Consider the following 20714-nt stretch of genomic DNA (forward strand, 5'->3'; position numbering starts at 1 on the left):
AGCTCCGCGACCGGCCGGATATGGGTTGCCCTGACCAGCGACGTCTCCTCGGCCGGTCGCGGACTTTTTTGTGCGCCGGGTGGGGGTGGGGGAGGGGTGCCTAGGAGCTCGGGGGTTCGGGTGCGTTGGCGGGTGCAGGTGCGTGGGGCTTCTCGCGCAGTTCCCCGCGCCCCTGAAAGGCCTACGGCCTTTCGGGCCTGAAAAGCACGGGGCGCAGCCCCTGCTTTTCAGGGGCTGCGGGGAACTGCGCGACCAGCCCCCACCAGAGCCGCACCCGACAACGCGCCCAGGGGGTCCAAGGGGCGCAGCCCCTGGGATGGGACGGGTAGGGGCGGAGGGGGCGAAAAGGGCTGCCGCGCACGGGATTTCGCGGGACACTCGGGACATCCGCACCGAACCCCGAAATGAGGTGACCGGGGTGCGCACACCCGTAAGTGACCCCATGAAGATCGGCCCGTACAAGATAGTCGGCCGCCTCGGCTCCGGCGGCATGGGCTGGGTCTACCTGGGCCGCTCACCCGCCGGCCGAGAGGTCGCCGTCAAGGTCGCCCGCCCCGAACTCGCCGCCGAACCCGAGTTCCGCGAACGCTTCGCCCGCGAGGTCGCCGCCGCCCGCGTGGTCAGCGGCGCCTACACCGCCGCCGTCGTCGACGCCGACCCCACCGCCGCACTCCCCTGGCTGGCCACGCTGTACGTCCCCGGCCCCTCCCTCGCGGAAGCGGTCCGCGCCGACGGCCCCCTCCCCGAGGCCCAGGTCCGCCCCCTCGGCGCCGGCCTCGTCGAGGCGCTGCAGGCCATCCACGCCGCCCATGTGATCCACCGCGACCTCAAGCCGGCGAACGTGCTGCTCGCCCAGGACGGCCCCCGGGTCATCGACTTCGGCATCTCCCGCGTGGACGGCGCCCCCGGCCTCACCCGTGTCGGTGTCGTCGTCGGCACCCCGCCGTTCATGTCGCCCGAGCAGATCCGCGGCGACCGGGTCGGCCCGGCGAGCGACGTGTTCTCCCTCGGCGGGGTCCTGGTGTACGCGCTCACCGGCCGCCCACCGCACGGCAGCGGGGAGGGCGTGCGCGTCGAGGTCGTACGGGGAGAGCCCCGGCTCGACGGCGTACCGCCGGGGCTGCGGCCCCTCATCGCCCACTGTCTGGCCAAGCGGCCGGAGGACCGGCCCCGACTCGCGGAGATCCTGGCCGAGTTGGTGGAGGAGGAGACGCGCGTCGAGGCGTGGCCGCCGCCGCAGGTGGCCCGGACCATCGAGGTGCGGTACGAGGAGCTGAAGGAGCGCCATCTGCGCCGTACGACGAGTGAGTCCGTCCCCTCCTGTCTGCTGCTGCACGCGCAGGCGCTGCTCGACGCCGGGCTGACCGACGCCATGGTCGCCGGGGCGGTGGTCCGTGACGGCTCCTGACTCCTACCCGGGCCGTGACTCCTACCCGGGCCGTGACTCCTTCCCCGGTCGCGACGGTCGCGACGGCCGCGACTCGTACCCCGGGCGCAACGCCGAGATATACGACCTCGGCACGCACTGGCGGCAGCTGGTGCAGAACTGGGTGGCGCGGCGGAATTACCACACCGTCCATGACACCGTTTCCGTCTCCCTGCAATTCGATCTCCATGAGGCGGGGCGGATCGTCACGCTGCGGTTCATGACCACCAAGAGACTTCTCGTGGCCTTCGCGACGGACGGACATTTCCTCCGGCAGGACCAACTGGCCGTCGCCGCCGCCGCGTCGAACGCCTGGAATACAGAACAACTGAACCCCATGCTGTCCGTGTGGGACGTCCGCGGGCCTCGTCCGTGTCTCGCCGGTGTCTGCGATCTGCCGTTGACGTGTCGGATCACCCAGACGGACTTCGACGCGTTGGCCAATGACTGGGTGGAGCGGGCGCGGCAGATGTTCAGTCGTTGCCATCAGGTGTTCAAGTTGTAGAAGTGAAAAGCATACTGATCGAACGTCGGCGCAACTCGCCGTAATTCCGTCGGCGGAATTCGCCAAACCCTTCCGGCCGCCCGGCGGCCTGCTCCACTATTGGATGGGCTTTTTCAGGGCCGCGGGGGCGTGCCTTTCAGGCCACGGGGGGTTGGGGCGATGGGTGCGATCGGGCGTTTGTCGTTTCTCGGTGTGCTGGTGGGGTTGCTGGTCGGGCTGGTGCCCACGGGGCCGTCGGTCGCGGCCGACAACCCCTGTCCGGACGACGGCTTCACGAAACGGCTGGCCTGCTGGGTCGGACGGACGGCCGACGGGCCCGTGGTCATCACCCTCAAGGAGCCCCTGGAATATGAGGACATGGGTGAGGACCACCGCGCGGTCCTCGATGGACTGGGCGAGAGCGCCCACCCCGTGGTCGTACAGGTGCCGAAGGGCGCGCGCACGGGACAGGGCGGCACCGCGTTGCTCCTCGTCTTCGACGAACTGCTCATCCACCCCGACGCCACGATCGACCGGCTGACGGCACGGACACAGGCCGACCTGAAGGCGAACGGTGTCTGTGACGACGGGAACCAGCTGTGCCGCGAGGTCGGCCCCGGTGAGGGGCAGGCCACGCTCAAGGGATCACAGCTGGCCGATTTCGCCGCCGATCCCGGCGACAACAGCTTCACCATCACCGAGGTCGACAACGACCGAAACCCCGGTTCCTCGAACGCGTCCGGCGCCACCGACGGCCAGGGCGACGGTGAACGGGGCGACAAGGGCCAGGACGACAGGCGGCAGGACGACCGGGGCCAGGGCCAGGGCCAGGCCCAAGGGCAGGGCCAGGGGCCGGGCGGTGAGGGCGGGGCGGACAACGCGGTCGACACCACCGACGGCGACGACTCCGCGTCCGGCTACAGCAGCGCCACGTGGACCGCCTTCTGGATGGCGCTCCTGCTCGCGCTCCTGCTCCTCGCCTTCGTGATCGTCATCCGGCGGTCCAGGGGCCCGGTCGCCGTGGGGCACCGGGCGCCGTCTCCGGGGCGGGCGGTCGGCGGGCTCGCGCGGGTCGGTCCCGCCCGGACCCCGCCGGCGCACGCGGCGCGCGGCGCGGTCGTCGGCGCGGGAGAGGGCACAGGCGGGGGCGGCAGCGCCGGCGCGGTCGTCCACGACGGCGTCGACGGCGACGGCGGGGACGAGCGCACCACCCGGCTGCGGGTGGCGTCCACGCCTCGGCACGGGCGGCAGGTGGGGGCGCGACCGGCGCACGCTCGGACCGCGGTCGTCCGGACCGAACTGCATCCGCAGGGCTATGTCGAGGTCGATCGGGTGCTGCGCCGGGCGGTGTGGGCCGAGCCGGGGCGGCCGCCGCCCGCGCCCGGCGGTCTCGTCGACGTCACCGACGCACGGGAACGCGACTCCGACGTCCTGTACGCCTTCCCGCCGACGGCCGCACGGCACGCCAAGGGCACACCAAGGTGATCCCGCGGGGCACCGCGCAGCGAGCCCCGGGCATCAGCGCCGAGCAGCAGGCACCAAGCACCAGGCACCGCGCACCAGGCACCGCGCACCAAGCACCGCGCACCAAGCACATCAGCACCACCAGAAGCACAGGGGGAAGACGATGCACAGCGAATACCCGCCCACGCTCCCGGCCGAATACGCCGACATCGAGTTCGAGAACAACGCCCAGCGCATGCCGCTCGTGCTCTGTCTCGACACGTCCAGCTCCATGGCGGGCCAGCCGATCCAGACGCTCAACAACGCGCTCGCGGAGTGGACCAGGGAACTCCACGACGACGTCAGCCTCAGCTACAGCGTGGAGGTCGCCGTCGTCACCTTCGGCGGACAGGGCGTCGGCGCCTGGCGCGGCCCCCAACTGCTCGACCCACGCACCCGGACGAGCCCCTTCATACCCGCGCACGCCTTCCAGGCACCGCAGCTCACGGCCGCCGGGGTCACCCTGATGACCGAGGCGCTGGAGCTGGCGATGCACATCGTCGCCGCCCGCAAGAGCGAGCTGCGGGCATCCGGACTGCAGTACTACCGGCCGCAGATCTGCCTCGTCACCGACGGTCTGCCCACCGACCCGACCGGTCATCTCACCGAATCCTGGCACCGCCTGGTGCCCGTCCTCGCCGAGGAGCAGCGCGCCCGCCGGTTCCGGCTGTACGCGATCGGCGTCGGCGGGATCACGGACATGGGGGAGTCGGTGCTCCGGGCGTTCGCACCCAAGTTCAACGCCCGGCTGCAGGGGTTCCCGTTCCGCGAGCTGCTCCAGATGATGTCCGCCAGTGCCAACGCCGAGCAGAAGGGGGCGGGGGACGAGGTGTTCGAGAAGATCTTCAGCCAGTTCAAGACCCAACGCCCGGCCTGGGAGGCGTGAGGTGAACGCCGCCCCGCCCTGGCGGATCCACGGCCTGAGCGTCGAGGGCTACCGGCACCGGCGCCAGGGCCTGCCCTGTCAGGACGCCTGCGCCGCCGCCGCCACGCCCTCCGTCGCCGTGCTCGCCGTCGCCGACGGGGCCGGCAGTCGGCCCCGGTCGGAGGAGGGCGCGCGGCTCGCGGTCGGACTCGCCACGGACCATTTCGTACGGCGGGCCGAGGCTGCCGTGGAGGTACCGCCGGGGGAGGCCGTGCACGAGCTGCTGCGGGACGCGTTGCGGGACGTCAGCGAGGACTTCCACGACCGGACCGGCGCCGACGCGCCCGACTTCGCGACCACGCTCACGGTGGTGGTGCTCGCGCCCGGCTGGCTCGGGCACGTCTCCGTGGGCGACGGGTTCGTCGTCGTACGGGCCGGGACGGAGGACGGGGAGCGGCAGTTCCATCTGCTGCCCCAGGCCGCGGCGGCGAGCGAGTACAGCAACGAGACGGTGTTCCTGACCTCGCCGGACGTGGCGCGCTGGACCCGCACCGAGTGCGTGCTGGACGGCGGCGTCGACGGGGTGCTCCTCTCCACGGACGGCCTCGCGCAGGCCATGCTCAACCGGTCGGCCGACGGCGCGCAGTCACCGAACACCTCGTTCGCCGACGCCGTCTTCCGCTCCCTCGACTCCGCCGCCGAGGACGACCGCGATCCCAACCTGGCCGCCCTCCTCCGCTCCGACCGCCTCACCGCCCTCAACGCCGACGACAAGACCCTGCTGCGCGCCGTCCGCACGAACCCGGCGATGAGCGCGTCCCATGCTCATCAGCGGTGACGACCGGCTCGACGAACACTCGGAGGTACGGCCATGAGCGGCCGCACGGTCTTTCTCGACGGTAGGCGGGTCACTCTGGCCGAGTTGCCGTTGAAGGGGGGTGGTCAGGCGGCCGTGTTCCCGGTGGAGGGGGACGAGAGGATCGTCGTCAAGATCTACCGGGACACACCGGGGCCGGACCAGGAACGGCGGCTGGCCCGGATGCTGACCATGTCACCGCTGGCCGCCCGCCCGACGGACGCCAGCCAGCCGCCGGAGCTGGCCTGGCCCACCGCGATCGCCCGGGGTGCGAACGGCGAGTTCCTCGGCTACGCGATGCGCCGCTTCGGCGAACCCCAACACGTCCAGCTGGTCGGCCTGTTCACCCGGGTCCAGCGACTCAAGCTCTTCCCGGACCGGGCCGACTGGCGGTTCCTGCTCGGCGTCGCCTGGAACCTCGCCTTCATGACGGCCCGTATGCACTACGACAACCTCGTCATCGGCGACTTCTCCAGCAGCAATGTCGTCGTCGACGCCAACGGGTTCGTGACCTTCCTCGACTGCGACTCCATCGCCTTCACCGACCCGGTCACCGGCGAACTCTTCCCGTGCCTGATGCACACCACCGACTACTCGTCCCCCGAGCGCCAGACGGGCGGCCCCGCGACCCGGCAGAGCGACGACTTCGCCCTGGCCGTCCTCGTCTACCAGCTGCTCACCGCCGGCAACCACCCCTTCGGCGGGGTGCCGCACCAGAGTGCCTCCGAGTCGACCGTCAAGGACAACATCGCCGCGAGCTGCAGCTATGTCGTCCGCCCCGACCGGGTCACCATCCCGCGCGGCACGATCGACCCGTCCGTCCTGCCGACCGAACTCCTCACCCTCGCCAGGGCCGCCTTCGGACCCGGCGTCCAGGACCCCGACGCGCGGCCGCGGGCCGAGGCCTGGCTCCGGGCGCTCGACAAGGAACGCGGCCAGGTGCGGGCCTGCACGGTACGGCCCCTGCACACCTACGGCTCCCATCTGCCGACCTGCCCCTGGTGCACCCGGGCCGCCGTCACCGGCCACGACGTCTTCAACGGGCCCCGGCCGACCTCGGTCCCGGTGCCGCCGCGTCCGCCGGGTGAGCCGGCTTCGCCGTACGCGGGGTTGCAGGTGTTGGCTGTGGTGGTGGGGGTGGTGTTGTTGATCGTGCTTTTGGCCAGCGTGGGATGAGGGGGTCTGGGGCTTCTGGGTGCGTTGTCGGGTGCGGGTGCGTGGGGCTTCTCGCTTTTAGGGGGCGCGGGGAACTGCGCGAGCAACCCCCACGCACCCGCACCCGACACCGCACCCCCACCCACACGTCCCCCTTACCCCGACCGCTCCTCCAGATAGCGAGTGTGTGACTCCTGGCGACGCGCCTCGGTGTCGCGCAGGGCTGATGCCAGGCCGGACAACTCCTCCTGCAGCAGGCCCAGTTGGCGTTCAAGGTGTCGCTCCGGTGGATCCGTGCCCGGGGTCAGGCGGGTCCACCAGCGGGTGCGGACGAAGGTGTCGACGGCCTCGGGGACGTCCTGACGGACGGCCCGGGAGAGGGTGTGGACGCCCTCGGGGTCCTGGGCGAGGACCTCGGCGACCCAGCCGGGGTCGAGGAGGGCCGTGAGGAGTTCGGTCAGTTCGGTGAGGCGGCCGGACGCGGCGGGCGGCAGTTCGATGTCGGCGAGGTACGCGCGCAGGGTGCCGAAGTCGGTGCGCAGCTCGTCCAGTTGGGCGGACGGGTCCGGGAAGTCCGGCGGCGGGGGCCGCTCCGGCGGGGCGATCAGCGCGCCCGCGCCGTACAGCCCGACGACCACGACCGGCCAGTACGGTCCCGCGACCCCCGCGAAGGTCAGCCCGAGCCCGGCGATCCCGAGGGCGCTGCCGGTGAGGTTCTTGCGGGACTCGACGTACGCCATGAATCTACTGGTAGCCACGGATCTCCTCGAAGGCGCCGTCCAGTGAGCCCTGCTGGGCGTCGAAGAGACGGCCGCCGGTCAGGTCGGCGATGTGCCTCAGTTCCGCCTGGTCGGAGTCGCCGAAGAGGATCGGGAAGACGGGGATCTGCTTCTGGGCGGCGGGCAGCCGGCCGTAGAAGGCGTCGAAGTCGGCGGGGCTCGCGCCCTCGGTGTTCTCGCCGTCCGTCATCAGCACGATCGAGGTGAAGGTGTCCCGGTCGCCGGTGCCGAGGTGTTCGTACGCCTTGCGCAGCGAGGTGTAGATGGCGGTGTCGCCGCCGGCGGACAGGCCCCGGGTGTCGGCACGGATGCCGTCGAGTCCGGCCTTCGGATCCTCGGGCCGTACGACATGCGTCCGCACGCTCTTCACGTCCGACCCGAACGGCATCAGAGTGACCTCCTCCCGGTCCCGGAAGTCGCCGGTCAGCTCGGTGAGGGCGGTCTTCAGCCGGTCGAGCCGGTCGCCCTCCATCGAGCCCGAGGTGTCCAGGACGTACACGGTCCGCGACGGTCGGCGCAGCTCGTTCTCGTAGGCGTCGAGAAGGCCGTCGGCGACGGAACGACTGCCGGGGAAGGGGAGTTCACGGCGGCGTGTGGTGTCGAGGCCGGCGGCGGGCGGCACGGAGGCGACGACCGGGCGGCGCAGCGTCCGCTCGGTGATCAGCCGCTGGATGTCCGGGGTGCGCAGGGCGTCCGAGAGCCGGCGCACGTCGTCCCGGACGTCCTCGCCGGTGGAGGCGAGCGAGGAGAGCGGATAGTCGGCGGTGACGACGCCGTCGCGCGGCCGGATCACCGTCAGGTCCCCGCGCGACTCCAGCACCGACTCGTAGTTGAGGAGCGCGTCGACGTCACCGCGCCGGTCGTACGCCGCCGCGAGCCAGCCCGACGATCCCGAGGTCAGCTTCTGCCCCGCGAAGAACTCCTTCAGCCGGGGCGCGGCCCGTGCGACGTCCGCGTCCGTCAGCGCGGACTGGGCGTCGGCGAGACCCGACGCGACCGAGACGAGGGTGGAGAAACCGGAGTTGGAACGGGACGGGTCGGTCATGCCGTACGTCAGTCTGCCGTCCGCCACGGCCTTCTCCACGTCCGACCAGGTGACGTCCTCCGGCTTCCAGCCCAGCTTCTCCACGGTTTCGTTCTTCACGCCGATCGCGACCGGGCTGGACATCACCGGGGTCTCCGACACGACCTGCTTCGCCGTCTCGGGGCGGAGCCGCAGATAGTCGTTGGAGGACAGCCACACCGCGTCGTACGAGCCCTTCGCCCGACCCTCGGCGAGCAGCTCGACGGCGTCGAGGGTGCCCATGTAGGTGGGCCGGACCTTGATCCCGGTGTCCTTCTCCACCTGCGCCAACACCGGCTTCATGTCGGTGAGTTCACTGGAGGCGAGGATGCGGAGGGTGCCGGGGACGTAGGTGGTCGGTGCGGCGGCCGGGGCTTCGGTGGGCGAGGTGCACCCGACGGTCACCCAGGCGAGTGCGACGGCGACGGCGGCGGCCGCGGCCCGGTGGGCGGCGTGGGTCCACGCACGCCCGCTCCCGGTTCCGTTTCTCATGCGAGGCCACCCCCTTCCAGCGCCCCCTGCGACCTGCTCCGCTCCAGGTACCGTGACGCGTCCTGGAGTTCGGAGGTCAGCGACTCGACGGTCGCGGCCATGGTCTCCGTCGCCCGGACCTTGTACGTGTCGATCGCGTCGAGGGTGCGGTAGATCTGCTGGAACGCCGAGCGGAGCGTCTCCGCGCCGACGGCCGGGTCGGCGGCGATGCGCTGGATCTCGCCGCTCTGGCCCGCGAGCATCTCCGCGTTGCCCCGGATCAGATCCTCCGTCGTACCGCGCAGCGCGTTGACCTGGTCGACGACCTTCTTCTGGTTGTCGAGGGCGGAGGCGAGCATCACGGAGATGCGCAGTGCCGAGACCGTGGTCGTCGCGGCCCGGTCGACGCCCTTGATCAGCTCCTCGTTGTTGCGCCGTACGACGTCCATGGCCAGATAACCCTGGGCGCAGACGGCCAGCTGGGTGAGCAGGTCCTGGTGCTTCTGCCGGACCGGGAAGAGCACGTCGGCGCGGAGGGTGTCGCCCTGCTGCGGATCCGCCGCGTCGACGTGGGTGGCGATGTGCGCCTCGACGGCCGTGTCCAGGGCCTCCGTGAGGACGACGTACTCCTGGAGCTTGCCCATGGTCTCCCAGAGCCGGACCCGCTCGGTCTGCAACGCGGCGTTGTCGCGCCGCAGTTCGTCCTGGCCGCCCCGCAGGGAGCCCACGATCTTGTTCAACGTGCCCTGGGCGGAGGCGTACTTGGCGACGTGGTCGCGCAGTCTGTTGCCGCCGGGCAGCCGGGACAGCAGCTTGCGCCCCTTGCTCGCCGGCAGATCACGCGGGTCCAGGTCCTCCACCACCCGGCGCAGTTCCACGAGCGAGCCCGCGACCTGCGACTGCGCGTCACCGCCCTTGCCGGGCAGGCTGCGCACGGTCCGCTCCAGCATCCGGTTGGACTGTGCGGCGGCGGTCCGCATCTCGCCCGCGCCGAGCGCGGTGATCTCCCCGACCCGGCCGGCGAACTCCGGGGAGCGGGCGTCGAGGGCGGCGAGCCCCTGTACGTACTCCTCGGCCCTGCGGGCCATGTCCGTCCGCACGGACTCCTCGACCGGTACCAGTCCGCCGGCCTTCTCCCGGGGCACGGCCGCGACCGGCTCGGGAGGGGTGAGGGTGAAGGCGTTGCCGCCCTCGCTGTCGTCGATGTTCATCTGTGGTGTTCCCCCGTCGTCCTACTGGCCCCTGGCCCGGCGCGCCATCTCGTGCAGCACCTCGGAGGTGGGCACGGGCGCCTGCCGGACGGTCAGCTTCTGCATGAGATAGGTGGTGTGGTCGGCGGTCGCCGCCGTGAACTCGGCGGCCGCGCCCTGCGGCCGGAACCCGTGCCGGGCGGCCAGCTCGCGCAACGTCGGGTCGGTGGAGAGGAGTTCGCCGAGCGCACGTCCCTCGTCCGTGACCGGTACGACCGTGTGGTCGCTGAAGACGGTGGTGTCCGGGTAGAGGACGACCAGGTCGTCGACGCTCTGGCCCTCCGTCAGCAGGGCCGCGACCTGCGACTCGTAGACCAGTACGAGCGGATTGCCGACTCCGCTGACGAAGTCGCGGAACGCCGCGTCGGTGCTCGGCTGCTGGGCGCCCTGCACACTGATCAGCTCGCGCAGGAGGGGTGCGGTCCGGTTCAGGTCGTCCTCGTTCGCGACCACCCGCCCGCCGTTGGCGACGTCGGAGGCGGCGGCGAGGTAGAGCGCGCCCGAGTTGGAGGTGGTCGGGTCGGTGGTCGCGATGTAGAGGAGTCCCCTCAACTCGCCGTACTTGCCCGCCCCCTTGAGGTCCTGCCACGTCCGCCCGTCCTCGGCGGCCTTCAGATACGCGCCCATGTCGAGGACGCCCCGGCCCTCGTCGAGGGTGGCCAGCCCGTTCTGCCGCAGCACGTCGGCGGCGCCTCGGTGGGCCACCACGACGAGGGGCGAGTAGAAGGGGCGCGGCAGCGGCTCGCGTACGCCGTACTTCTCGGCCAGTTCGTCGGCGGGCGCCTTGCTGGACGGGAAGGCGAAGTCGTACCCCTTCGGATCGAGGCCGTCCATGGCCCAGGATCCCGACGTCTCCGTCTTCACGGTGTAGCCCTGGGCGGCCAGGGCCTTCACCACCTCCGGGTCGGCGAAGAACTCCGCCTTCTCCGACCCGATCACGCCTCGCACGGTCTTCGTTGCCGTGCCCGAGTCCTCGGTCTGCCGGCCCGCCACGACGGCTGCCACCACGCCGCCGATCAGCAGGACCGCGAGGACGATTCCTGCGATTCGTCTCACATCTGGAGAGTGCTCGGCGGAACCCAACGTTCCTGGTGCGGGGCGGTGAACGGGGGATGAAGCGGTGGTCCCGGTATGCCACGGCCGCCGGGGGGGGGAGGGGCGCGTTTACGGGTGCGGGTGCGTGAGGCTTCTCGCGCAGTTCCCCGCGCCCCTGAGAAGCAGAGGCTGCGCCCCGTGCTTCTCAGGGGCGCGGGCCTGGTTCAGCGAGCCGCCAGCTCGCGCGAGGTCGGCTCCGTGGTGGAGAGCGCTCGTTCGGCTGCCGCGTGAGCGTCCATGCGCTCGGCCGCGAGGATCGCCGCCGCCGTGTCCGCGCGGGACGCCGCCACGACGAGGGCGCGGCCCGCGAGGGCGTGGGCGCGGCGGTGGAGCTCGCCGGCCTCCCGCCCGTCGGCGGCGACCGGGGCGGACCGTACCGGCTGGCGCCCACCCCGCAGCCGTGCGACCTGCGCGGCGAGGCGCTCCGCGGCGGTGTCGAGGTCGGCGGAGGGGGCGAGGGCGCGGAGCGCGTCGGTCGCCGCCAGCAGCGCCGCCAGATGGCCCGCGAGCTGGATGTCCAGCTCTTCCTCACGCGAGCGATGAGGGAAGTCGGAGGAGGTCGTGCCGGCCATCGTGTGGACCGACTTGGTGCGGATCGGCTCGTACATGGGATGGCCTCCAAGCTCTCGGACCACCACTCTACCTTAGATTCTGTCTAAAGTTGAGCGAGGTCCGAAAGCCCCGGTTCGCCGTACTCGACGCGCGGTGTCAGGCCTGCCCGTACCCGTCCAGGAAGTTCCCGATCCGGGTGATCGCGGACCGCAGGTCGCCCACGGTCGGCAGCGTCACGACCCGGAAGTGGTCGGGTTCGGCCCAGTTGAAGCCGGTGCCCTGCACGACCATGATCTTCTCCTGCCGGAGCAGGTCGAGGACCATCTGCCGGTCGTCCTTGATCTTGAAGACGTTCGGATCGAGGCGCGGGAACAGATACAGCGCCCCCTTCGGCTTCACGCACGAGACGCCCGGGATCTGGGTGAGCAGGTCGTACGCGACGTCCCGCTGCTCCTTCAGCCGCCCGCCCGGCAGCACCAGGTCGTTGATCGTCTGCCGTCCGCTGAGCGCGGCGACCACCCCGTGCTGCCCCGGCATGTTCGCGCACAGCCGCATGTTCGCGAGGATCGTCAGGCCCTCGATGTAGGAGTCGGCGTGCGCGCGCGGCCCGGAGATCGCCATCCAGCCCACCCGGTAGCCGGCCACCCGGTACGCCTTCGACATGCCGTTGAAGGTGAGGGTCAGCAGGTCGGGGGCGATCGCGGCGGTCGGGGTGTGCGTGGCGCCGTCGTAGAGGATCTTGTCGTAGATCTCGTCCGAGCAGACCAGCAGGTTGTGGCGGCGCGCGATGTCCGTCAGCCCGCGCAGCATCGCCTCGTCGTACACCGCGCCCGTCGGGTTGTTCGGGTTGATGATGACGATCGCCTTGGTGCGGTCGGTGACCTTCCGCTCGACGTCCGCGAGATCCGGCATCCAGTCGGACTGCTCGTCGCAGCGGTAGTGCACGGCCGTGCCGCCGGACAGGGAGACCGCGGCCGTCCACAGCGGGTAGTCGGGGGACGGTACGAGGACCTCGTCGCCGTCGTCGAGCAGGCCCTGCATCGCCATCACGATCAGCTCGGAGGCGCCGTTGCCGATGAAGACGTGCTCGACGTCCGTCTCGATGCCGATCGTCTGGTTGTGCATGACGACCGCCCGGCGCGCGGCGAGCAGGCCTTTCGCGTCGCCGTACCCGTGGGACGACGACACGTTGCGGAGGATGTCCTCCAGGATCTCGGGCGGGCACTCGAAGCCGAACGCCGCCGGATTGCCGGTGTTCAGCTTGAGGATCCGATGCCCCGCCGCCTCAAGCCGCATCGCCTCCTCGAGCACCGGGCCCCGGATCTCGTAACAGACGTTGGCGAGCTTGGTCGACTGGATCACCTGCATGTCCGTGAGCTTACGGCCCGGTAACGCGTTCCGGGCCGTGTTTTCCACCACGTGGGACGGTCGCATTACCCCGAAATGCCCCGCCGCTGTTCCCCCGGTCTCCTCCTCTCTACAATCCGCGAGCAGGTCCGGCCGATCCCCCACCGCACGGCCGCCGACCGCACGGAACCGGCCGTACGCCGCTGAGACCTGGGCGTACGGCCCATGAGGCTTGGGCGAACGGCCCTCGACACGAAGGCAGCGGAACGCGATGAATGGGGTGGGCGGCGTGGACAGCGCGCACGGGCCGGACCAGAACGAGGCCGACGCCGGGACACCGCCGAACGTGTACCTCCCCGTCGGTGACCCCGACTCCACCCCGGCCTACGAGATCTTCGCGGACCCGGCCGCCGCCCACGGCTGGCAGAACGCCTACGACGACACGGTCCAGCTGGACGAGATCGTGCCGGCCGCCCCGGGCCCGGACGGGGGCCGTCCAAAGGCGGCACGCCGCGGGCCGGACGACGGGGCAGGAGTGGTCGCGACCGTGCCGTACGGGGAGGGCGCGTCGTACACGGAGGGCGCGCCCCATGGAGACGGCGCCCCCTACGAGGGCCGTGCGCCGCACGAGCCCGGCGCGCCGTACGAGCCCGGCGCGCCCTATGAAGACGGCGCGCCCTACGGCGGCCCTGCCCCGTACGGCAGTCTCGCACCGCGCGCGGCAGGGCACCCGGAAGCGGTGGGGGGCAGGGCCGGGCGGCGGGCGCGGCCGGTCGACGGGCGGCGGAGCACGCTCGGCCGGCGCCGGGCCCGCAGGCGCCGCGCGCTGGTGGCGGGCGGGATCGGCGCCGCGGTGCTCGTCGGCGTCGTGACGGCGGGCCTGGCAGGGCTCGGCACCTCGGAGCAGGAGGGGCCCGGCGCCCCGGAACCCGTCTCGTCCGCCACGGCCGACGACCGCTCCGGCGACGCGGACGCGGCCACCCCGACAGCCGGCGGAACCTCCGACCCGGATGCCGAGACGTCGCCAGGCGACTCCTCGCCGGAGGCCTCCCTGTCCCCGTCCTCGACAGCCACCAGCGACGAGCCGTCCGGCTCCCCGTCCCCCACCGCGACCTCCGCCCCGCCGTCCACCGGCTCCTCCGCCACGGAGACCTCCTCGTCCCGGGGCAACTCCAAGGGCAAGGGCAGGGGCCAGGGCGCGACGAAGGACCCCAAGTAGCCGCGGGCCGCTCCCGTCCGGCCCCTCCACCGGCTCAACCCCCCCACCCCCTGGCCGAAGATCACGCGGCCGGAACCAACTCCTTGCCCGTCCTCCACATCGCCCTCACAATGCGCATGACAAACTGCGGTGGCCGGAAGATCTTCTGCCACCACGCAGCCATGTAGCTGTAGTGAGGGGACCCCCACATGAGAAAGCCTCTCGTTGCCTCGCTGTTCGCCCTGGTGATCACCGGGGCGGGCGCGGCACCGGCGGTCGCGGCGCCGGAACCGGCGGCGGCGCCCGGAAAGACGGCGGACGCGGCCGTGAAGACCGTGGTCGGCAGTGTCGTCGACACGGCGAACAAGACCGTCACGGACCTCGCGGCCCCGGCCCCGGCGGTCCAGGCCGTCAACTTCGCCGGCACCGTCTCGCTCAGCAACTGCTCCGGCTCGGTCGTCCGGATGCCCGACTCCGAGGACAACGACCCGGCGTTGGTGATGACCAACGGCCACTGTCTGGAGACCGGCTTCCCGACCCCCGGACAGGTCATCGTCGACCGGGCCTCCACGCGCACGTTCGGCCTGCTCAACTCCGCCGGCACCCGCGTCGGCACCCTGCGGGCCAGCAAGATCGCGTACGGCACGATGACCGACACGGACATGGCGGTGTACCAGCTCACCACCACGTACGCGCAGATCAAGAGCACGTACGGCATCGACGCGCTCGTCTACGACACCACCCGCCCGGCCGCGGGCACGGCCATCAGTGTCGTCTCCGGGTACTGGAAGCGGATCTACACCTGCGGTGTCGACGGGTTCGCGTACCGCCTGAAGGAGGGTGACTGGACCTGGAAGGACTCCATCCGTTACACCTCCGCCTGCAACACCATCGGCGGCACCTCGGGCTCCCCGGTGGTCAACGTCGCCACCAACAAGGTCGTCGGCGTGAACAACACGGGCAACGAGAGCGGCGAGCGCTGCACCCTCAACAACCCCTGCGAGGTCGACGCGAACGGCACCGTGACCGTCCGTCAGGGCATCAACTACGCCCAGCAGACCTGGCACGTCCCCGCCTGCTTCGGCGTGGACAACAAGCTCGACCTCTCCGCCACCGGCTGCGTCCTCCCGAAGCCGTAGCGCTCCGCCCGGGGAGGGCCGGGCCGTCGAGACCCCACGGGGCCCCGAAGGCCGTCGCTCGTCGGCGGGCCGGTGGGGGCCCCGCGCACTCCCCGAGACCCCGACGGGGCGCGGGCGCCGGTCAGGCGCCCCGCCGGATCGTCCGGCCCGCCAGTACGTCCGTCCGCCGGCCGTCCTCGATGACGAAGCGGCCGTCGACCAGGACGTGCGGGATGCCGGTGGGCAGGGTGCGGGGGGCCTCGTAGGTCGATCCGGCGGCCACGGTCGCCGGATCGAAGAGGACCAGGTCGGCGCGGTACCCCTCGCGGACGAGTCCCCGGTCCGCGAGGCGCAGCCGCGCGGCGGGACGTGAGGTGAGATGGGCGACGCACTCCTCCAGGGAGAGCACGCCCAACTCCCTCACGTACCGGCCGAGATAGTGGGGGAACGTCCCGTAGGCGCGCGGATGCGGCTTGTCCCCGCGCAGGATGCCGTCGGAGCCGCCGGTGTGCACGCGGTGGCGCATGATGGTCCGCACGTTCTCCTCGTGCCCGACGTGTTGGAGGATCGTGGAGCCGAGCCGGTCCTCGACGAGCAGCCGACGGGCGGTCACCCAGGGCTCCTCGCCGTGCGCCTTCGCCGACCGTGCGATCGTCCGGCCCACGTAGGACGACAGCGCCGGGTCGGTGACGCCCGAGATCTCGATGGTGTCCCACTCGACGGGCACGCCGTGACAGCCGTCGGAGCCCACGACCTCCAGGTGGTGCCGGACGCGCTCGGCCGTGTCGTCGTCCCGCAGTCGCGCGAGGACCGCCTCGGGGCCGCCCTCGCCCGCCCAGCTCGGCAGCACCGCGACGAGGGTCGTGCAGCCGGGGGTGTAGGGGTAGGTGTCGAGGGAGATGTCCGCGCCCGCCGCGAGCGCGTCGTCGAGGAGCGCGAGGAGTTCCGGCGCCCGGCCCTCGTTCACCCCGAAGTTCATGGTGGCGTGGGCCAGGTGCAGGGCACAGCCGGCCTCGCGGGTCAGGGTCACCATCTCCTCGTAGGCCTGGAGCGCGCCCGCCCCGTACGAGCGGTGGTGCGGGCAGTAGTAGCCGCCGTACGACGCCACCACCCGGCACAGCTCGGTGAGTTCGGCGTCCTTGGCGTACATGCCGGGGGTGTAGGTCAGCCCCGACGACATCCCGACCGCGCCCTCCCCGAGCCCCGCCGCCACCTGCTCCCGCATGCGGTCCAGTTCCCCGGGTGTCGCCTCCCGGTCCTCCCAGCCCACGACGAGCATCCGCACCGTCCCCTGCGGTACGAGGTACGCGGCGTTCACGGCGATGCCCTCGCCGTCGAAGCCGTGGTCGAGCCGGTCCAGGTACTCGCCGACCGAGCGCCAGGTGAAGTCGACGTCCTCGCCGTAGCCGTTCCAGCCGGTGATCGCGCGGCGGACCTCTTCGAGGGTGCGGTCGTCGACGGGCGCGTACGACAGTCCGTCCTGGCCGATGACCTCCAGGGTCACCCCCTGGGCCGCCTTCGCGGTGTGCTCGGGGTCCCGCAGGAGCGCGAGGTCGCTGTGGGCGTGCATGTCGATGAAGCCGGGGGCCAGGACCAGGCCCTCGGCGTCGATCTCCCGCCGGGCCCTCGGCCGCTGACACCCCGCCGCGGCCGCCTCCTTGACGATCGACGTGATCCTGCCGTCCGCCACGACCACGTCGGCGCGGTAGGAGGGGTCGCCGGAGCCGTCCACGACCTCGGCGTCACGGAAGAGCAGATCGTCCATGGGGGTCACCTTTCAGGAGTCGGAGGCCGGCCTCAGAAGTACGTACGGACGTAGTCCGTCACGGTCCCGTCCGCCTCCACCACCGGGATCAGCTTCCACTTGTCGAACGACGTGCACGGGTGCGACAGCCCCAGCCCCACCCAGTCGCCGACCTCCACCTCCGTGCCGGAGTCCGTGCGCAGCCACGTGTGCTGGTCGGACAGTCCCGTCACGGTGACGCCGACGGCGTCGCGGACCGCACCCGTGCCCGCGTCCCGCACCACCTCCGCCGACGGCAGACCGAGGTCGTAGGCGGCGTCGCGCTTGCCCGCGTTGGCGAAGGCCTGCTCGGGGGAGGGGCGGGAGACGACCTGGGCCCAGAGCCGGAAGGCGGGCTCCAGGGCGCCCTCCTCGGGGATCCGGTTGAAGGGGGTGATCCGGCGGTAGTGCCCGGCGTCGTGCGAGACGTACGCACCGGACCGCAGCAACTTCAGCACGGGCACCGACAGTTCGGGCAGCTCGGCGAAGACGTCGGCCACCGCGTCGAACCAGGCACTGCCGCCCGCGCTGACGATCACCTCGTCCAGCCCCGCGAACCGCCCCGCCTTGTCGAACTCGGCGGCCAGCGCGGTGAGCCGGCGCAGCCACGCCCCCACCCGCTCCGGGTCGGCGTTTGGCACCTCGCCCTCGTACCCGGCGACACCGACGAGGCGCAGGGTGCCGACCCCGGCCACCGCGTCCGCGACCACCGCGCACTCGGCCTCCGTGCGCACGCCGGTGCGCGCGCCCTCACCGGCGCCCAGCTCCACGACCACGTCCACGGGACGCGCGGAGCCCCGCAGCGCGGCGTCCATCAGCTCGACACCGCGCACGGAGTCGACGTAACAGACGAAGCGGAAGCGCGGGTCGGCCGCCAGCTCGTCGGCGATCCAGCGCAGGGCGGCCGGGTCGACGAGCTCGTTGGCGAGGAAGACCCGCTCGATGCCGAACTCCCTTGCCACGCGCACCTGGTGGGGCACGGCGAGGGTGATGCCCCAGGCGCCGCGCTCGATCTGCCGCCGGAACAGCTGCGGCGCCATGGACGTCTTGCCGTGCGGGGCGAAGGCGAGGCCGTGGCGCGCGGAGTAGGTCTCCATCAGGGCCAGGTTGTGCTCCAGACGCTCGGCGGAGAGGGCGAGCACGGGGGTGGTGAACCCGCCGGTGAACAGGTTCCGCCGCTGCGCGACCAGCTCGGCCACCGTCAGGCCGTCGGCGTCCGGCGGCAGGCCCTTGAAGCGGTGGTCGACGCGTTCCTCCGCCAGCCGGGCCAGCGCTTCGACACTCTCGACACCCATGGGATCTCCCTGACGAGTAACGTTGCAGCATGTGCAACGTTCATTGCGTATGTCGCTCACTGCTGTCTAACATCCCAGCCAGCGCCGGGTCAACGGCGCCGCCCCGCCCCCAGCCGACGCGACGAGGAGCCCCACCATCGTGACCGCCGACGGACTCCGTTGCCCCGACGACGACAACGCCGCCGACGCCACCGTCGACCCCGTCGATGTCGTCACGCTCGGCGAGTCCATGGTCACCTTCCTGCCCACCCGCCCCGGACGCCTCGCCGACGTCCCCTCCTTCCACCGGTCCATCGGCGGCGCGGAGTCCAACGTGGCCTGCGTACTGGCCGCCGCGGGCCACACGGCGCGCTGGGTCAGCCGGGTCGGCGCAGACGCCTTCGGCGACCACCTGGTGCGGGAGATCGGCTCCTACGGCGTCGACGTGACCTCCGTGGGCCGTGACCCCGGACGCCCGACGGGCGTCTACTTCCGCACGGCCGGCGACCGCGCCACGGACGCCCACGAAGTCGCCTACTACCGCGCCGGTTCGGCCGCCTCGGCGATGTCGACGCGGACCGTGGACCTCACCGCGGTACGCGCCGGACGCGTCCTGCACCTCTCCGGCATCACGGCGGCCCTGTCCGACGACTGCCTGCGCCTGCTCCGCGAGCTGACGGCCCCACGCCCCGACCACCACCGCCCGCTGGTCTCCTTCGACGTCAACCACCGGCCGGGCCTGTGGCGCGACACCCACGGCCCCCACGTCCTGCTCGAACTGGCACGCGGCGCCGACCTCGTGTTCGTCGGCGAGGACGAGGCGCGGGAGGTCTGGGACGTCACCGGCGGCCCGACGGCGATCCGGGCCCTCCTGCCGGAGCCGCGCACCCTGGTGGTCAAACAGGGAGCCCACGGAGCCACCCTGTTCGAACACACCCCCGGCGACACCGTCACCTTCGCCCCCGCGCCCACGGACACCGTCACCTTCGCCCCCGCGCCCACGGTCCACGTCGCGGCCGCGGTCGGCGCCGGCGACGCCTTCGCCGCCGGTCTGCTCTCCGCCACCCTCCGCGGCCTCCCCGCCCGCGACCGCCTCCGGCACGGCCACCTCATGGCGGCCGCCGCCCTCACCGTCCACGGCGACCTCGCCACCCCGCCCCGACGGGACCACGCCGACCGCCTCGCCGCCCTGGACGACGCCGCGTGGGGGAGACTTCGACTCGCCCCCGGCTGGACCGACGTACCGGACCGGGACGAGGAGGAGGTACACACCCCATGAGCCAGACCGTCGACCGCGCGCTCAGCATCCTGCCGCTGCTCGCCGAGGGCCCCGCCGACCTCGGCCAGGTCGCCGAGCGCCTGGGCGTCCACAAGTCCACGGCCCTGCGCCTCCTGCGCACCCTCCACGAACACGGCCTGGTCTACCGCCAGTCCGACCAGCGCTACCGCCTCGGTGCCCGCCTCTTCGCCCTCGCCCAGGAAGCCGTGGAGAACCTGGACATCCGCGAGATCGCCCACCCCCATCTGGTCCGCCTCAACGAGCAGTGCGGCCACACCGTCCACCTCGCCGTCCACGAGGAGAACGAGGTCCTCTACATCGACAAGGTGGAGAGCCGTTACCCGGTCCGCATGTACTCCCGGATCGGCAAGCCGGTCGCCCTCACGGTCGCCGCCGTCGCCAAGCTGTGCCTCGCCGACCTCCCCGAAGCCGAGCGCCGCGCCCTCGCGGAGAAGCTCGACTACCCCCTGTACACGTCCCGTTCGACCCCCAACGCCGCCGCCTTCCTCAAGGAACTGGCGCGGGTCCGCGAACAGGGCTGGGCCACCGACCTCGGCGGCCACGAGGAGTCCATCAACTGCGTCGCCGCGCCCATCCGGGGCGCCGACGGCCGGGTCGTCGCCGCGATGTCGGTCTCGGCGCCCAACGTCGTCGTCACCGCCGACGAACTCCTCACCCTGCTCCCGCTGGTCCGCCGCACCGCGGACGCGATCAGTGGCGAGTACTCCGGCAGAACCCCCACGTCAGACCCCGTATGACGGACAAGGACCCCCTATGGCCGACAAGATCGCCCTCACCCCGAAGACCCACACCGCACCCCCGGCGAAGTTCTCCCACGGCGTCAGGAAGGGCAACATCCTCCAGGTCGCGGGCCAGGTCGGCTTCCTCCCCGCCGTCGAGGGCGAGCCCCCCACCCCGGCCGGCCCCTCCCTGCGCGAACAGACCCTCCAGACCCTCGCCAACGTCCAGGCGATCCTGGAAGAGGGCGGCGCCACCTGGGACGACGTGATGATGATCCGCGTCTATCTCACCGACGTGGACCACTTCGCCGAGATGAACGCGCTCTACAACGAGTACTTCGAACAACACCTCACCACGGCCCCGGCCGCCCGCACCACGGTCTACGTGGGCCTCCCGGCCGGCCTGCTGATCGAGATCGACGCGCTGGCGGTCCTGGACCACTGAGGGTCCGCACCCGCGCCCCTCAGGGGCGCGG

Annotated in this window: 19 protein-coding genes; 11 read left to right on the forward strand and 8 right to left on the reverse strand. The window is 71.9% G+C overall.

Going from position 1 to position 20714, the window contains the following annotated elements:
• Positions 1-418 precede the first annotated feature (418 nt).
• The 6 genes from RM704_RS02740 to RM704_RS02765 all read left to right on the forward strand — a co-directional run bounded on the left by RM704_RS02740 (position 419) and on the right by RM704_RS02765 (position 6310).
• Complete coding sequence (locus tag RM704_RS02740; protein ID WP_052146109.1) at positions 419-1408, forward strand: serine/threonine-protein kinase; 990 nt, start codon at positions 419-421, stop codon at positions 1406-1408.
• Entirely contained in the window at positions 1395-1931 is a 537-nt protein-coding gene (locus tag RM704_RS02745; RefSeq protein WP_033528023.1) for a hypothetical protein, read from the forward strand. Before RM704_RS02740 ends, RM704_RS02745 begins: the two co-directional genes overlap by 14 nt.
• A gap of 177 nt (positions 1932-2108) precedes the next feature.
• Entirely contained in the window at positions 2109-3395 is a 1287-nt protein-coding gene (locus RM704_RS02750) for a hypothetical protein (protein ID WP_311589106.1), read from the forward strand.
• A gap of 142 nt (positions 3396-3537) precedes the next feature.
• The gene (locus RM704_RS02755) at positions 3538-4299 is read left to right on the forward strand and encodes a vWA domain-containing protein (protein ID WP_033531750.1); all 762 of its coding nucleotides are present in this window, start codon (positions 3538-3540) and stop codon (positions 4297-4299) included.
• A gap of 1 nt (position 4300) precedes the next feature.
• Positions 4301-5116 carry a PP2C family serine/threonine-protein phosphatase gene (locus RM704_RS02760; RefSeq protein WP_033531751.1) on the forward strand — a complete coding sequence of 272 codons (816 nt, stop codon included), beginning with the start codon at positions 4301-4303 and terminating at the stop codon, positions 5114-5116.
• Between the two features lie 33 nt (positions 5117-5149).
• Entirely contained in the window at positions 5150-6310 is a 1161-nt protein-coding gene (locus RM704_RS02765; protein WP_033531752.1) for a hypothetical protein, read from the forward strand.
• 134 nt (positions 6311-6444) lie between these two features.
• On the opposite strand, the gene RM704_RS02770 is transcribed toward RM704_RS02765, so the two are convergent.
• The 6 genes from RM704_RS02770 to RM704_RS02795 form a co-directional block, all read right to left on the reverse strand.
• Positions 6445-7029, reverse strand: a complete 585-nt coding sequence (locus RM704_RS02770) for a hypothetical protein (protein ID WP_033531753.1) — start codon at positions 7027-7029, stop codon at positions 6445-6447.
• Positions 7030-7033: 4 nt separating this feature from the next.
• On the reverse strand, positions 7034-8623 hold the full coding sequence (locus tag RM704_RS02775; protein ID WP_033531754.1) for a substrate-binding and vWA domain-containing protein: 1590 nt from the start codon (positions 8621-8623) through the stop codon (positions 7034-7036).
• On the reverse strand, positions 8620-9813 hold the full coding sequence (locus RM704_RS02780) for a toxic anion resistance protein (RefSeq protein WP_033531755.1): 1194 nt from the start codon (positions 9811-9813) through the stop codon (positions 8620-8622). The genes RM704_RS02775 and RM704_RS02780 overlap by 4 nt, the downstream gene beginning before the upstream one ends.
• A 21-nt stretch (positions 9814-9834) precedes the next feature.
• Positions 9835-10908 carry a substrate-binding domain-containing protein gene (locus RM704_RS02785; RefSeq protein ID WP_033531756.1) on the reverse strand — a complete coding sequence of 358 codons (1074 nt, stop codon included), beginning with the start codon at positions 10906-10908 and terminating at the stop codon, positions 9835-9837.
• A gap of 203 nt (positions 10909-11111) precedes the next feature.
• Positions 11112-11555 (reverse strand): SCO4983 family protein, encoded by a 444-nt coding sequence (locus RM704_RS02790; RefSeq protein WP_033531757.1) that lies wholly within the window; start codon positions 11553-11555, stop codon positions 11112-11114.
• Positions 11556-11655: 100 nt separating this feature from the next.
• The gene (locus RM704_RS02795) at positions 11656-12867 is read right to left on the reverse strand and encodes a pyridoxal phosphate-dependent aminotransferase (protein ID WP_033531758.1); all 1212 of its coding nucleotides are present in this window, start codon (positions 12865-12867) and stop codon (positions 11656-11658) included.
• 268 nt (positions 12868-13135) lie between these two features.
• On the opposite strand from RM704_RS02795, the gene RM704_RS02800 reads away from it, so the two are divergent.
• Complete coding sequence (locus tag RM704_RS02800; RefSeq protein ID WP_157856807.1) at positions 13136-14065, forward strand: hypothetical protein; 930 nt, start codon at positions 13136-13138, stop codon at positions 14063-14065.
• Positions 14066-14253: 188 nt separating this feature from the next.
• Positions 14254-15183: a trypsin-like serine peptidase gene (locus tag RM704_RS02805; RefSeq protein WP_033531760.1), complete on the forward strand. Its 930-nt coding sequence runs from the start codon at positions 14254-14256 to the stop codon at positions 15181-15183.
• Between the two features lie 121 nt (positions 15184-15304).
• Here RM704_RS02805 and RM704_RS02810 read toward each other — a convergent pair whose 3' ends face one another.
• Positions 15305-16927, reverse strand: coding sequence for an N-acyl-D-amino-acid deacylase family protein (locus tag RM704_RS02810; RefSeq protein WP_033531761.1), 1623 nt, complete (start codon positions 16925-16927; stop codon positions 15305-15307).
• Positions 16928-16959: 32 nt separating this feature from the next.
• On the reverse strand, positions 16960-18240 hold the full coding sequence (locus RM704_RS02815) for an amino acid deaminase (RefSeq protein ID WP_033531762.1): 1281 nt from the start codon (positions 18238-18240) through the stop codon (positions 16960-16962).
• Between the two features lie 139 nt (positions 18241-18379).
• Here RM704_RS02815 and RM704_RS02820 point away from each other — a divergent pair, with 139 nt between their 5' ends.
• Genes RM704_RS02820 through RM704_RS02830 form a run of 3 tightly spaced genes read left to right on the forward strand, consistent with a single transcriptional unit; the run spans position 18380 to position 20683 of the window.
• Positions 18380-19498 (forward strand): sugar kinase, encoded by a 1119-nt coding sequence (locus RM704_RS02820; protein ID WP_052146488.1) that lies wholly within the window; start codon positions 18380-18382, stop codon positions 19496-19498.
• The gene (locus tag RM704_RS02825) at positions 19495-20256 is read left to right on the forward strand and encodes an IclR family transcriptional regulator (RefSeq protein ID WP_033531764.1); all 762 of its coding nucleotides are present in this window, start codon (positions 19495-19497) and stop codon (positions 20254-20256) included. The genes RM704_RS02820 and RM704_RS02825 overlap by 4 nt, the downstream gene beginning before the upstream one ends.
• A gap of 16 nt (positions 20257-20272) precedes the next feature.
• Positions 20273-20683 (forward strand): RidA family protein, encoded by a 411-nt coding sequence (locus RM704_RS02830; RefSeq protein ID WP_033531765.1) that lies wholly within the window; start codon positions 20273-20275, stop codon positions 20681-20683.
• The last annotated feature ends 31 nt before the right edge of the window (positions 20684-20714 follow it).

Source organism: Streptomyces gottesmaniae (assembly GCF_031845845.1).
Lineage (GTDB): Bacteria > Actinomycetota > Actinomycetes > Streptomycetales > Streptomycetaceae > Streptomyces > Streptomyces akebiae.

Excerpts from the sequence above, each read along its gene's own strand:
- RM704_RS02790 (WP_033531757.1), bottom strand. The coding sequence starts at position 11,555 with ATGTACGAGCCGATCCGCACCAAGTCGGTCCACACGATGGCCGGCACG.
- RM704_RS02830 (WP_033531765.1), top strand. The coding sequence starts at position 20,273 with ATGGCCGACAAGATCGCCCTCACCCCGAAGACCCACACCGCACCCCCG.
- RM704_RS02765 (WP_033531752.1), top strand. The coding sequence starts at position 5,150 with ATGAGCGGCCGCACGGTCTTTCTCGACGGTAGGCGGGTCACTCTGGCC.
- RM704_RS02825 (WP_033531764.1), top strand. The coding sequence starts at position 19,495 with ATGAGCCAGACCGTCGACCGCGCGCTCAGCATCCTGCCGCTGCTCGCC.
- RM704_RS02795 (WP_033531758.1), bottom strand. The coding sequence starts at position 12,867 with ATGCAGGTGATCCAGTCGACCAAGCTCGCCAACGTCTGTTACGAGATC.
- RM704_RS02770 (WP_033531753.1), bottom strand. The coding sequence starts at position 7,029 with ATGGCGTACGTCGAGTCCCGCAAGAACCTCACCGGCAGCGCCCTCGGG.
- RM704_RS02755 (WP_033531750.1), top strand. The coding sequence starts at position 3,538 with ATGCACAGCGAATACCCGCCCACGCTCCCGGCCGAATACGCCGACATC.
- RM704_RS02815 (WP_033531762.1), bottom strand. The coding sequence starts at position 18,240 with ATGGGTGTCGAGAGTGTCGAAGCGCTGGCCCGGCTGGCGGAGGAACGC.
- RM704_RS02810 (WP_033531761.1), bottom strand. The coding sequence starts at position 16,927 with ATGGACGATCTGCTCTTCCGTGACGCCGAGGTCGTGGACGGCTCCGGC.
- RM704_RS02805 (WP_033531760.1), top strand. The coding sequence starts at position 14,254 with ATGAGAAAGCCTCTCGTTGCCTCGCTGTTCGCCCTGGTGATCACCGGG.
- RM704_RS02780 (WP_033531755.1), bottom strand. The coding sequence starts at position 9,813 with ATGAACATCGACGACAGCGAGGGCGGCAACGCCTTCACCCTCACCCCT.
- RM704_RS02775 (WP_033531754.1), bottom strand. The coding sequence starts at position 8,623 with ATGAGAAACGGAACCGGGAGCGGGCGTGCGTGGACCCACGCCGCCCAC.